This is a genomic window from Ruegeria arenilitoris (assembly GCF_013030985.1).
GTDB lineage: Bacteria > Pseudomonadota > Alphaproteobacteria > Rhodobacterales > Rhodobacteraceae > Ruegeria > Ruegeria arenilitoris_B.
This window is the reverse complement of sequence record NZ_WPYP01000009.1, coordinates 168,874-181,240: the sequence shown is the minus strand read 5'-3', so window position 1 is coordinate 181,240 and position 12,367 is coordinate 168,874. Positions and strand designations below refer to the sequence as shown.

11 protein-coding genes are annotated in these 12,367 nt (G+C 60.3%); 7 read left to right on the top strand and 4 right to left on the bottom strand.

What is annotated here, in order from left to right; all coding sequences use genetic code 11:
* Positions 1–173: 173 nt before the first annotated feature.
* Entirely contained in the window at positions 174–608 is a 435-nt protein-coding gene (gene hpaR, locus GOX88_RS18070) for a homoprotocatechuate degradation operon regulator HpaR (RefSeq protein ID WP_170404997.1), read from the bottom strand.
* A 237-nt stretch (positions 609–845) separates the two neighbouring features.
* Between hpaR and GOX88_RS18065 the strand changes: the two genes are divergently transcribed.
* Together GOX88_RS18065 and GOX88_RS18060 are read left to right on the top strand one after the other, a co-directional pair.
* The gene (locus tag GOX88_RS18065; protein ID WP_170404995.1) at positions 846–2,258 is read left to right on the top strand and encodes a pyridoxal phosphate-dependent decarboxylase family protein; all 1,413 of its coding nucleotides are present in this window, start codon (positions 846–848) and stop codon (positions 2,256–2,258) included.
* Positions 2,259–2,268: 10 nt separating this feature from the next.
* On the top strand, positions 2,269–3,039 hold the full coding sequence (locus tag GOX88_RS18060; protein WP_170404992.1) for an HpcH/HpaI aldolase family protein: 771 nt from the start codon (positions 2,269–2,271) through the stop codon (positions 3,037–3,039).
* Between the two features lie 4 nt (positions 3,040–3,043).
* Here GOX88_RS18060 and GOX88_RS18055 read toward each other — a convergent pair whose 3' ends face one another.
* Positions 3,044–4,186 (bottom strand): DUF3095 domain-containing protein, encoded by a 1,143-nt coding sequence (locus GOX88_RS18055; protein ID WP_170404989.1) that lies wholly within the window; start codon positions 4,184–4,186, stop codon positions 3,044–3,046.
* Between the two features lie 141 nt (positions 4,187–4,327).
* Between GOX88_RS18055 and GOX88_RS18050 the strand changes: the two genes are divergently transcribed.
* From GOX88_RS18050 to GOX88_RS23310, 5 genes are all read left to right on the top strand, one after another.
* Positions 4,328–5,500 (top strand): MFS transporter, encoded by a 1,173-nt coding sequence (locus GOX88_RS18050; RefSeq protein WP_170404986.1) that lies wholly within the window; start codon positions 4,328–4,330, stop codon positions 5,498–5,500.
* 23 nt (positions 5,501–5,523) lie between these two features.
* The gene (locus tag GOX88_RS18045) at positions 5,524–6,558 is read left to right on the top strand and encodes a glycosyltransferase family 4 protein (protein ID WP_170404983.1); all 1,035 of its coding nucleotides are present in this window, start codon (positions 5,524–5,526) and stop codon (positions 6,556–6,558) included.
* Positions 6,559–6,669: 111 nt separating this feature from the next.
* Positions 6,670–7,692 (top strand): aspartate-semialdehyde dehydrogenase, encoded by a 1,023-nt coding sequence (locus GOX88_RS18040; protein WP_170404980.1) that lies wholly within the window; start codon positions 6,670–6,672, stop codon positions 7,690–7,692.
* Between the two features lie 124 nt (positions 7,693–7,816).
* On the top strand, positions 7,817–9,427 hold the full coding sequence (locus tag GOX88_RS18035) for a DUF4139 domain-containing protein (RefSeq protein WP_170404977.1): 1,611 nt from the start codon (positions 7,817–7,819) through the stop codon (positions 9,425–9,427).
* Between the two features lie 232 nt (positions 9,428–9,659).
* Positions 9,660–9,842, top strand: coding sequence for a hypothetical protein (locus tag GOX88_RS23310; protein WP_170430685.1), 183 nt, complete (start codon positions 9,660–9,662; stop codon positions 9,840–9,842).
* 231 nt (positions 9,843–10,073) lie between these two features.
* On the opposite strand, the gene GOX88_RS18030 is transcribed toward GOX88_RS23310, so the two are convergent.
* Both GOX88_RS18030 and GOX88_RS18025 read right to left on the bottom strand, forming a co-directional pair.
* The gene (locus GOX88_RS18030; RefSeq protein WP_170404975.1) at positions 10,074–11,120 is read right to left on the bottom strand and encodes an ABC transporter ATP-binding protein; all 1,047 of its coding nucleotides are present in this window, start codon (positions 11,118–11,120) and stop codon (positions 10,074–10,076) included.
* Positions 11,120–12,367, bottom strand: coding sequence for an MGH1-like glycoside hydrolase domain-containing protein (locus GOX88_RS18025; RefSeq protein WP_367648084.1), 1,248 nt, complete (start codon positions 12,365–12,367; stop codon positions 11,120–11,122). Before GOX88_RS18025 ends, GOX88_RS18030 begins: the two co-directional genes overlap by 1 nt.

Genomic DNA, 12,367 nt, shown 5'->3' with positions numbered 1-12,367 from the left:
GTCTTTGCGTCAGAGAGCCGGTATATTTCGGTCCGGCACGTTTTCTGAAGCGTAGGTCGGACCGTCGGGACCTATCCGACGCAACCGGCCTCGGGCCAGGCACATAATCCAGTACACGTCTGGCCGCCCCGCCGGAGAGAATGCCTACCTCCGGCGGGGTTCGTATGTGGGCGTCACGCTTCCAGATTGCGCAGTTCATTCAACAGGTCCAACAGCGCCTCGTGCCGCTCCGGGCCCAGCTTGGTACGCAGATCTTCGGCCAGATGGACCGTCACCTGAATGTTGTCGTGGATAATCTGCTTTCCCTTGGCTGAGATATCGACGATCTGCCTGCGCTTGTCGTCCGGGTGGATTTCCCTGCGGATCAGCCCCTTGGCCTCGAGCTTTTGCAGAATGCGGGTGAGGCTGGGCAACAACAGGCAGGCCCGGTCCGCAATATGGGTCGGCTCTTGCGGGCCTTCCTCGTCCAGGACGCGAAGCACGCGCCATTGCTGTTCGGTTACACCGACATCCGCCAGCATCTTGCGAATGGGCCCCATGACCCGTTCTCTGGCCCGAAGTAATGCAATGGGCAATGAACGTGACGTCAATGGTACTTCATTGGTCATAGGAAATTGTCGCCGAATTCCGGCTGCTCTGCAACGGGCGCAACACTTTTTCTGGCTGTTTTTGCGCGTTTAGCCTTAATTAGACTCTGATCAAAAGTGTGCACTTTCCTGTGTTCAGAGCTTTTGGCAGGACGCAGGATCGAAAGATCGTTGACCTTCGGCCGCAGATGCCCATCACTGTCGGCAGAGTAAAGCCGGACCAGACAAGGCGCGCACCGGACAAAAACGAGGTCTGAAATGAAGTGGGATGAGTTCTCCGACTGGGGCAAGCGAATTTCTGAATGGGCGCAGGATTACCACCTGACCGTTGGTGACAAACCGGTGCGTGCCCGGACCGAACCGGGCGAGATTCTGGACGTCCTGCCCGCCCATCCACCGGAACAGGCGCAGGCAATGGAGGATATCTTTCGCGATTTCGAAGATATCGTGATGCCTGGGATCACCCATTGGCAACACCCCCGGTTCTTTGCTTACTTCAATGCCAACACGTCGCCCCCTTCGGTTCTGGCCGAGTTTCTGACCAGTGCTATCGCACCGCAATGCATGTTGTGGCAGACCTCACCCGCCGCGACCGAGATGGAAACGCAGATGATGGACTGGCTGCGTCAGGCCCTGGACCTGCCCGAGGGGTTTGCCGGCGTCATTCAGGATTCTGCCTCTTCGGCGACGCTGGCGGCGGTGCTGACCATGCGGGAAAAGGCGTTGAACTGGCAGGGAAACCAGCAGGGGTTGTTCGGGCAGAAGCCACTGCGCGTCTATTGCTCGGCCGAAGTACATACCTCGGTGGATCGCGCCATCTGGGTGGCCGGGGTCGGACAGGACAACCTGGTGCGCATCCCGATCAAGGGAGACTGGCGCGGCATGGACCCCGAGGCGCTGGAAACGGCGATTCAGACCGATTTAGACTCTGGTTTGCAACCCGCGGGCGTCATTCTATGTGTCGGAGGGACCGGCACCGGGGCGACCGATCCGGTGGATGAATGCCTGAAGATCGCGCAGAAATACGGGCTGTATTCCCATGTGGACGCGGCCTGGGCGGGATCGGCGATGATCTGTCCGGAATACCGCCACTATTGGCCCGGGATCGCGCAAGCTGACAGCATCGTGTTCAACCCGCATAAATGGTTGGGCGTGCAGTTCGACTGCTGCGCACATTTCCTGAAAAACCCCGACGATCTGGTGCAGACGCTGGCGATCAGCCCCGAATACCTCAAGACGCACGGCAAGGATGGGATCATAAACTATTCGGAATGGTCGGTGCCCCTGGGCCGTCGGTTCCGGGCGCTGAAACTGTGGTTCGTGCTGCGGGCGTATGGGTTAGAGGGACTGCGCGAACGGCTGCGCAACCATGTGAACTGGTCCGTGGACCTGCATGACCGGCTGGCGGCCGCACCGGATTTCCAGATTGTCACCCCGCCGATGTGGTCGCTGTGGACTTTCCGCTATATACCCGATGGGCAAACGGATCTGGACGATCTGAACCTGCGGCTGGTCAATGCGATCAACGATGATGGCCGCATCTATCTGACCCAGACCCGTGTCGATGGCGATCTGGTGATCCGCTTTCAGGCCGGTCAGTTCGAAACCACCGAGTATGACGTCCGCATGGCCTATGATGTCATCACCGAAATCGCCCGCTCACTCACCTAGAGGTTCCCAAATGGCTGCGCCCAAAAATACGTTCAAACAGGCTCTAATCAAAGGCGAACGATTGATCGGCTGTTGGAGCAGTTTCGCCGAACCTGTCGCGGCCGAGATCATGGGCACCGCCGGATTCGACTGGCTGGTGATCGATGGGGAACACGCGCCGAATGACATCCGATCATTGCGGGATCAGTTGATGGCGCTGGCCGCCAGCCCCTCGCATCCGGTGGTTCGGGTACCGGTGGGTGACACGGCGCTGATCAAGATGGTGTTGGATATCGGCGCGCAGACCATTCTGGTGCCCATGGTCAACAGCGCCGAACAAGCACGCGAACTGGTGCGGGCCTGCCGCTATCCGCCCGAAGGGCTGCGCGGTGTCGGTGCCGGGGCGGCGCGGGCCACGGGCTATGGCTCGGTCACGGAGTACATTCAGACCGCCGATGAGCAGATTTGCCTGCTGGTGCAGGTCGAAAACCGCGCCGGGATGGCGGCACTGGACGATATTCTGCAGGTCGAAGGCGTCGATGGCGTGTTCATCGGCCCGGCGGATTTGTCTACCGATATGGGGTTTCAGGGCAACAGCGCCGCCCCCGAGGTGCGTGCCACCATCGCCGATGCCATCACGCGGATCAAAGCCGCGGGCAAAGCACCCGGCATTCTGGGCACCAATGACGAGGCCAGCCAGGCCTATCTTGAGATGGGCGCGCAATTTCTGGCAGTGGGGATCGACGTGATGCTGCTGACACAAGCCGCACGGGCGCTGGCGGCGCAATGGAAGGCAAAATAGCGCGCTAACCCTGCATCGCGGCGGCGGCCTGCGCATACCCGCCCGAGGCTCCGTCGACGAAATGCACATGGTCGTCCCGCATGGCCGAGGGCACAAAGCAGGTCATCATCGCCTCGTCCTGTGCGTGCAACCCAAAGCGGACCTTGCCCTGTTCGCGCGCCTGCTCCAGCATGATCCTGATTTGCTTGAGCGTGGCCGGATCGCAATCCAGCGTCATCTTCAACCCGTCATCGAACTTGCGGAAATCCGCGTTGCGGCTGACCATGTGTTTGTAGTGTCCCGGGTCGAACTCGCCCAACCGTTTACCGGTCTTGAACAACAGCGCAATCAGCAGGTTCTGCCCCAACAGCTTGATCCTTTGCCCAAACAGATTGCGCCCCGCCCGCGAGACACGGGCGTCCAACTCGACATCCGGCGGTGGCCAGCTGATTGGCGGGCCGTTTTCCGGCACCGGGTGGCCTGCACGCTCCAACCGTTCCGAGGCGGTCAGAACCGACCGCGCCAGATCGGCAAAATCGCTCTCGGTCGCTTTCTGCGTTGGCTGGATCACTACCGAGACGATCTGACCGTGGCGCGCCTTGCTGTTGGACCAGCGGCAGGACAGGCCGGTCAGATCAGGCAGCGCGCCCGGCTCAGAGGGCGGCACCTCGAACGCGCCAGCTTTCATCCGTGCTTCGGCCCAAACCAGCCCACCGCCCGAGAACATCGCGTAATCCACCCCGTCCGAGGGCGCATAGCGCGCCACCCGCAAATCCCGGCCTGCCGAACGGATTTCGGACACCGGCACCAACGCGCCACGCAGCGTGATCCCAAACTCTTCATCAGCCCAACGCCGCAATTCGGCCAGTACTGTACGGGCGGTATCCACGGCGCTTGCGGGGATGGCAAAGCCTGCGCCATCGCCGCCGAAGACATAGGGAAACTCCTGCCCTTTCAGCGCGTTGATCATGGCTGAGATCACTGCCGCGCCCACCATGTTGACGGTCTTGTAGCGACCCCTCGCGATCTCACCGGTGGAATCGACGATATCGGCCACGCCCAGCGCCCAGTCGCTTGGCACGGGCGTAAACCGCGCTGGCTGCGCCAGGCTGGTGAAGTCCCGCTGTCGGGGAAGGCTGTCATAAAAGGCGGCCTGTGCGTCTTTCATCGGCACCTCGGGGTGATGGGTATCGCAATAGATAGCCCGAATGTGAACGCTGTCCGGTGAAAACAGTATAGCACACAAGCTTGTGTGGCGCACCGGGACGTGCCAAGCATTTTCGCAAATCTTGGGGAGGAAGGGCAGTTCATGAAAGCAGGTCTGGCGGTCTTGTGCCTGGGCTATGTGCTCAGCCAGTTCTTTCGCGCCTTTCTGGCGGTGCTGAGCGTTGATCTGGGCCGCGATATCGGTGCCACGCCCGAGGATCTGGCCTTTGCCTCGGGGCTTTGGTTTCTGGTCTTTGCCGCCATGCAGTTGCCGGTGGGCTGGGCGCTGGATCAGATCGGGCCGCGCCTGACAGCAGCGGTGTTGCTAATGGTCGGCGGCGCGGGCGGTGCGGCACTGTTCGCCGTGGCCAGCACGCCGTTTCATATTGCCATCGCGATGGGACTGATCGGGGTCGGGTGCTCTCCGGTGCTGATGGCGTCGTATTACATTTTTGCACGCGAGTACCCACCTGCACGGTTTGCGACGCTGGCAGCGGTGATGCTGGGCGTGGGCTCGGTGGGCAATCTGGTGGCCTCCTACCCCACCGCGTTGGCGGTCGAGCTGATGGGGTGGCGCGCAACGATGTGGGTGCTGGCGCTGTTCTCGGGCGCCATTGCGCTGGGCATCTGGATCACGGTGCATGACCCCAAACGGGTTGAGACCGAGCACCGGGGGTCTGTGCTGGACCTGCTGAAAGAACCCGCTTTGTGGGCGATTCTGCCGCTGATGCTGGTGGCCTATGCACCCGCGGCGGCCACGCGTGGGTTGTGGGCCGGGCCTTACCTGAGCGATATCTTCGCCCTCAGCACCACTCAGATCGGCACGGCGACACTGTTCATGGGGGCGGCGATGATTGCGGGCACCTTTGCCTATGGCCCGCTTGACAGGATGCTGGGCACACGGAAATGGGTGATCTTCGGCGGCAACGCGCTGGGCACGGTGGCGCTGGTGCTGCTGTGCCTGTGGATCGACAACGCGGTCTGGCTGTCGGTGGTTCTGATGGCAGTGATCGGCTTCATGGGGGCCAGCTTTCCGGTCATCATGGCGCATGGCCGCGCCTTTGTGGCCCCGCATCTGGTGGGGCGTGGCATGACCCTGTTGAACCTCTTTGGCATAGGTGGTGTTGGCATTGCGCAATTCGTCACGGGGCGCATCCATGCTGCCACGGTGGACATCAGCCCGACCGCGCCCTACACAGCGATATTCGGCTTTTTCGCGGTCGCGCTTGCCATTGGTTGCGTGATCTATCTATTCAGCCGCGACAGCGTCGACTGACGCTGGAACCGTCAGGAGAGCCCATGTCCGACCCGCGCGTCATTGCCCCCAATCTCAAACGCCGGCTTTCGGGCGTGACCGCGACGATTGCCCGGCTGGTGCCGCTGCAGGTGCAGTGGATCGACATCGCCGCAACGGGGCCGGGCCTGCCATCGGACATCCCGCATATCCCACTGGGCCGCCTACCCTTTCTGTCGCGCAAAACCCTGCGTGTCTGGCACGCCCGCCGCAATACCGAGATGCTGCTGGGCCTGTTCCTGCGCAACATCCTGCGACTGAAGCTGAAACTGCTGTTCACCAGCGCCTCGCAACGGGCCCATACCGGTTACACCAAATGGTTGATCGAGAAGATGGACGCGGTGGTCGCCACCTCGCGCAAGACGGCCGGGTATCTGGAGCGGGACGCGCAGGTGATCATGCATGGCATCAACCTGCAGGATTTCACTCCGCCCAAGGATAAAACCGCAGTTCGGGCGGAGCTGGGCCTGCCCGAAGGCCTGTTGCTGGGCTGCTATGGCCGCATTCGCCACCAGAAAGGCACCGACGCCTTCGTTGATGCGATGATCGACCTGTGTGGCCGCTTTGACGACGTGCACGGCATCGTCATGGGCCGCGCCACCGAGAAACACACCGGCTTTCTGGCCGAGCTGAAAGACAAGGTCGCCAAGGCGGGCCTGTCCGACCGCATCCTGTTCAAACCCGAAGTGACCGTCGACCAGATCGCCGAGTGGTATCAGGTGCTGGACCTGTTCATCGCCCCGCAACGGTGGGAAGGGTTCGGGCTTACTCCGCTCGAGGCGATGGCCTGCGGCGTGCCGGTTGTGGCTACCGACGTCGGTGCGTTTTCCGAGATCGTCACCGACCCGTCGCTGGGCCGTGTGGTCGAACCCGGTGATATCCCTGCCCTGGCCGATGCCGCCGCTGAAATGCTGGCGAGCCGCGATTCCCTGACGCAATCCAGCGTCGCCGCCCGCGCCCATGTCGAACAGAATTTCGACATCAACGGTGAGGCCAAAACCCTTGTGGCCCTCTACGAGAGGCTTCTGAACGACGCCTGACGCCATCTGCCGCGTAAAATCGGCGTCATTGCGGCAAATAACCCCCGAAAACCCTTTTTTCTTTGCCGCAACGCAGCTATGAACGCGCGTCCTTAACTTTGGAGACATGAAATGGGCTATCGCGTCGTTGTCGCCGGCGCCACGGGTAACGTGGGCCGCGAAATGCTGAACATCCTGGCGGAACGCCAGTTCCCGGTCGATGAAATTGCCGCTCTGGCAAGCCGTCGTTCGCTGGGCACAGAAGTTAGCTTTGGCGACAAGACACTGACTACCCAGGACATCGACACCTTCGACTTCACCGGCTGGGACATGGCGCTGTTCGCCATCGGCTCGGACGCAACCAAGGTCTATGCCCCCAAGGCGGCCGAGGCCGGTTGCGTAGTGATCGATAACTCGTCGCTCTATCGCTATGACCCGGAGATTCCTCTGATCGTACCGGAATGTAACCCGCAGGCGATTCACGACTACAAAAACAAGAATATCATCGCCAACCCCAACTGCTCGACCGCGCAGATGGTTGTCGCGCTGAAGCCGCTGCACGACCGCGCCAAGATCAAGCGCGTTGTCGTGTCGACCTATCAGTCGGTTTCGGGTGCTGGCAAAGACGGCATGGACGAACTGTGGGATCAGACCAAAGCGGTCTACAACCCCACAACGGACGTTCCGCCGAACAAGTTCCAGAAACAGATCGCCTTCAACGTCATTCCGCAGATCGACGTCTTCATGGAAGACGGCTCGACCAAGGAAGAGTGGAAGATGGTTGTCGAGACCAAGAAGATCATCGATCCGTCGATCAAGGTCACCGCAACCTGCGTCCGCGTTCCGGTCTTCGTCGGCCATTCCGAGGCCGTGAATATCGAGTTCGAGGAATTCCTGGACGAAGACGAAGCCCGCGACATCCTGCGCGAGGCACCGGGCATTATGGTAATCGACAAGCGCGAACCTGGCGGCTACGTCTCGCCCATCGAATGCGCGGGCGATTTCGCCACGTTCATCAGCCGCATCCGTCAGGACTCGACCGTTGAAAACGGCATCAACCTGTGGTGCGTCTCGGACAACCTGCGCAAGGGTGCCGCCTTGAACGCAGTGCAGATCGCTGAACTGCTGGGCCGTGAGGTTCTGAAAAAGGGCTGAACCCCTTCCAACTGAAATGCCACAAGGGCCACCAAATTCGGGTGGCCCTTTTTCTTTTTCTTGTAGTGAAATGAAGCGCCTGCAACCTTTGCGGGTAGCCGGAACCTTTTCTCTGCGAGCACTTATGAAAAACCTGTTTTACTTGTTGGCGCTTGCGCCGACGTTGCTGTCTGCCGAAACCTTCACAATCGACACCAAAGTCAGCGAAGTGACAGTATACCCGCAAGGCGTCGAAGTTCTTCGAACAGGAACTTACTCGATCCCCGCAGGAACACATCGACTTGTCTTGTTGGGCGTTCCCGCCAGCGACCCGGATACCCAATTGGCAACGATGCAGGTTCAGGCCGATGGGCTCAGCCGATCCGCGCTTATTGTTCGCGGGGACGATGTGCCCTGGCATGACTACGTCAGCGATGAGGTCAAACAGGCCGAGGATCGCGTGACCGATATCGAAAGCCAGATCACGGCGGTAGAGGACAGAGCCGAAACGGCGCGGCTCAGGGCCGAGGCGGCCCGTCACAAAATCGCATTCCTGTCCAATCTGGGCAGGAACGAGGGTCTGGCCGGATCAGATGCCGAAAACCTGCGCGGCATTGCGCAAATGGTCGGTGAGGAATCTCTGAACGCCGAAAACACCGCGCAAACCGCCGAAATCGAAGCCCGCAAAATCGAAGAGAATCTGATCGAACTGGAAACCCAACTGGATGCAGCACGCATCGATCTGGCTGCCTTGCTGCCAGAAACAGACGAGCGACTGTTCATCGCCGTGGACGTCATTGCCGAAGCGGCGTCCGAGGGTGCGATTTCCCTGTCTTATATCGATTTTTACAGCGCCGAATGGCAACCCGGATACGATTTCAACCTGATCACCGGTGACGCACCGGAAATTCGAATCGACCGAAGTGTTCTGGTGTCACAGGAAACCGGTGAGAACTGGCAAGACGTCAGGCTGAGCGTTTCGACCCTGCAACCCACTGGGCAAAACAGCGCATCGCATATCTTTCCCCAGCGCAGGTCAATCAGCGAATACGTTGCAAATCTTGAGGAACCGGTTTTCGAAGCCCCAGTGGTAGTAGAGGAAGTTGCCCGCTTTGCACCCGATCCCGCATCCGTTCAGGGCACCGGCATTACCTACACTTTGCCCGAACCGATCTCGATCACCAGCGGGCCAGCAATCGCCGAGTTCGCCCTAGACGACATGGCCCAATCAGTAGAGCTGTTTGCGCTGGCCAACCCACTTCACGATGAAACGGCGTATCGCACGGCACGTTTCACCAATCCGTATGACCAGATGTTGCTGTCCGCCAACTTTGCCAGATGGCGGGTCGACGGGGTGCTGGTGGCGACTGACAGCACTGCAAGCATTGGCCCAAAGGCAGAGGTTGAGATGGGATTTGGCCCGCTTTACGCCCTGACCGTCACGCGCAACATCCTAGGGCGTAGCCGGGGCGATGTTGGCCTGATCTCGCGCTCCAATCAAAGTCAGGAACGCGCACAGATCAAGATTGAGAATCTGACAGGCGAAACGTGGCCGCTCCGCATTTTGGACCGTGTGCCTTTTTCCGAACAGGACGATCTTGAGATCACCTGGACCGCCCAGCCGAAGCCAAGCGAAGAAAACGTAGACAACCGGCGCGGCATTCTGGCGTGGGAACTGGAGCTGGCGCCGGGTCAATCGGAGACGATTCAATTGGATACCAAACTCAGTTGGCCCGAAGGAATGGAGCTGCACTGAACGCAATCAAGATTGCCGAACTGCTACACCGTGAGGTTCTGAAAAAAGGCTGAGTTCAACTTTAGGTCAAAGAGAAACCCCGCTGCGCCACCAGCGGGTTTTTTTGGCCAGTTGTATCTCGCAAACCTAAGAATGCGAATTTGCTTCAACCGGGCATCCACGGTTACTTCAGCACCATAGTTTTGCCAGAATACTCTGACCTACTGACCGAACTTAGTTGTGGAATTTCATTGTGTTCGGCAGTTTTTACCTTTTGACCAGAAATGAAAACGCCAAACTGACTTTGATACGCGTCGCTGAAGGTTCGGCTATCGTGGCGCTGTTCCTGATTCTGGTCCTATTGCTTGAAGGGCTGGTTCTGGCGGTTGAGTACCGCAAAGTTGACGTCATCAATGTGGTCCAAGTGCCTGGCTAAGATGCAAGCAAAAGGTTGGTAGTGGTCGATCTCGGGGACGCCACTTTCCAATTCGGACCTCGGACCGGCTTTTGACCGTTACTCCCGGGAAATGGGCATGTGTTTCGAAACGCCACGTACTGTTGCGCCGATGGTCCCTCTACAAGCTTGAGCTTCCGGGATATTGCAGAAATGCCCTGTCTGATGGGGCCCATTCTGGCCCGTATGACCCACGGTCCCTGCCCCGATCGCCTACAGCGCCTGCCCCTCCTCATCAAAAAACTGAAGCTTCTCCGGCGCGAAATGCAGGCCGATCTTGGCACCAGCCTTGATCTCGGTATCGCCGCCAAGGCGGACGGTGACTTTCTCCTCGGTGCCGCAATCGACAATGACGAACATATCGGCACCCAGGTATTCGACCACCTCGACCATGCCGTCGCTGTGGCCCGCGCCCGGTTCGACCACGCTGATATGTTCCGGACGGATACCCAGCATCGTGGCCGTGCCGGTGCGGTCGAACGGTCCGCTGCCGCCGTTTTCCAACTGGAACTGGTCTCCGGAGACGGTGCAGGGCAACACGTTCATCTTCGGGCTGCCGATGAACTGCGCCACGAACAGGTTGGCGGGGCGCTCGTATAGCTCACGCGGTGTACCGACCTGCGCGATTTTGCCGAACTCCAGCACGACGATGCGGTCGGCCAATGTCATCGCTTCGACCTGATCATGGGTCACGTAGATCATAGTGCGGTTGAGGCTCTGGTGCAGCTTGGCAATCTCGTACCGCATCTCGACCCGCAAAGCGGCGTCGAGGTTGGACAGAGGTTCATCGAACAGAAATGCGGTGGGGTCGCGCACGATCGACCGCCCGATCGCCACGCGCTGGCGCTGTCCACCGGACAAGTCCTTGGGGCGACGTTCCAGATAAGGTTCCAGCTTGAGCACCTCGGCGGCCTTGCCCACACGCTCGGCTATCTCGGCCTTGGGAACACCTGCCACCTTCAGCGAAAAGCCCATATTCTCGGCCACGGTCAGGTGGGGATAGAGCGCATAGGACTGGAACACCATGGTCAGCCCGCGTTTGGACGGTGGGTGATCGGTGACGTCGTCCCCGTTGATCAGGAGCGACCCGCGCGAGATATCCTCGAGCCCGCCGATCATCCGCAACAAGGTGGATTTGCCACAGCCCGAGGGGCCGACGAAGACGACAAACTCACCCTCTTCGATCTGCAGGTCGATGCCTTTGATCACCTGCACTTCGCCGAACCATTTCTCGACGGATTTGAGCTCGATGCTGCCCATCAGTTCCTCCCTGCCCAATGCAGCCAGACGGCGGCTGTCCAAGTGAATGCGTTGCCCCCGGCCGGACTGCCGGTGATCGGGTCGTAATATTCGGCAAAGCCGTGGCCCGCGATCAGGCGGGCGGTTTTCAGGCGCAGGGCTTCGGCTTCGACACCGTGGCCCATTTCCGCTAGTCCGAACCCCGCCAGCATGTTCATGAAGGCCCAGGTCGGCCCGCGCCAATAGCGACGTTCATCGAACTTGGGCATGTTTGGGTCATAGCTGGGGATCGGGTGCGGCACGGTGGTCAGAACGGTCTTGATCCGGTCCAACATCTGCGGGGAGTCAATCCCCCCATACCAGCACAAATAGCTCGCGTTAGAGACGCTTTCGGCCCATTCACCCGTATGCGCATCGCGGGCGTCAAACGCGCCCAGCGCCTCGTTCCACAGCGACTTTGCACCGGCCTCAAGCCGGACCACATCGGTGCTGAGGCCCTCGGCCTCGATCCCGAGTTCCTCGCTGATGGCAAGCAGATCGCGGGCGGCGCGCAGGGTGGTGAAACTCATGGTCGGATCAGCGACGCGGAACGGGTTGAGCGCCAGCAGTTTCTGCTGATCCCAGCCAACCTCACGCCCGATCTGCACCAGTTTGATATAGCGGTCATAGTCGTATTTGGTGGGCCGGTCGGCGCTGTTCACATGGCTGGTATCGCGGCGCTGATATTCACCGACGTCCGAGGCATCGATCCCCGCCATCGCGCCATCCCAGTCCGGCGCATTGTCGCGTCCGGCCTCCCATGGATGGGTTGTGCAGACCGCACCGTGTTCGTCCAGACGCCATTTCATGAACCAGCGGTGCCAGGCCAGCATGGCCGGGAACAGAGCGCGAAGGCGTACTTCACCCACCGCGCGATCCTTCTCCCAAACCCGCCGCGCCATGGTGGCGGCCAGCGGCGGTTGGGTCACACCCGAGGACGCAATCGGCCCGGAGCCGCCCCAGACGTCCGGCCCGGGGAAATACCCCGGATCGGGCTTGTGGAACAGGATATGGGGCACCATGCCGTCCGCCCACTGGCCCGAAAACAACGTCTCAAGCTCGACCCAGGCGCGGTCGATATCAAACTCGGCAAAGCCCAGCGCCGCAACCGCGCTGTCCCAGTTCCACTGATAGGGGTAAAGGCCGCTGGTCGGGATCGTATAGCCGCCCCGATCGTTTGCGATCAGGATGTTGCGGGCCGATTCACTCGGCGTCGTATAGTAGTTCAT

Coding starts and splice junctions, on each gene's coding strand:
- hpaR (WP_170404997.1), bottom strand. CDS start 608: ATGACCAATGAAGTACCATTGACGTCACGTTCATTGCCCATTGCATTA.
- GOX88_RS18065 (WP_170404995.1), top strand. CDS start 846: ATGAAGTGGGATGAGTTCTCCGACTGGGGCAAGCGAATTTCTGAATGG.
- GOX88_RS18060 (WP_170404992.1), top strand. CDS start 2,269: ATGGCTGCGCCCAAAAATACGTTCAAACAGGCTCTAATCAAAGGCGAA.
- GOX88_RS18055 (WP_170404989.1), bottom strand. CDS start 4,186: ATGAAAGACGCACAGGCCGCCTTTTATGACAGCCTTCCCCGACAGCGG.
- GOX88_RS18050 (WP_170404986.1), top strand. CDS start 4,328: ATGAAAGCAGGTCTGGCGGTCTTGTGCCTGGGCTATGTGCTCAGCCAG.
- GOX88_RS18045 (WP_170404983.1), top strand. CDS start 5,524: ATGTCCGACCCGCGCGTCATTGCCCCCAATCTCAAACGCCGGCTTTCG.
- GOX88_RS18040 (WP_170404980.1), top strand. CDS start 6,670: ATGGGCTATCGCGTCGTTGTCGCCGGCGCCACGGGTAACGTGGGCCGC.
- GOX88_RS18035 (WP_170404977.1), top strand. CDS start 7,817: ATGAAAAACCTGTTTTACTTGTTGGCGCTTGCGCCGACGTTGCTGTCT.
- GOX88_RS18030 (WP_170404975.1), bottom strand. CDS start 11,120: ATGGGCAGCATCGAGCTCAAATCCGTCGAGAAATGGTTCGGCGAAGTG.
- GOX88_RS18025 (WP_367648084.1), bottom strand. CDS start 12,367: ATGAACTACTATACGACGCCGAGTGAATCGGCCCGCAACATCCTGATC.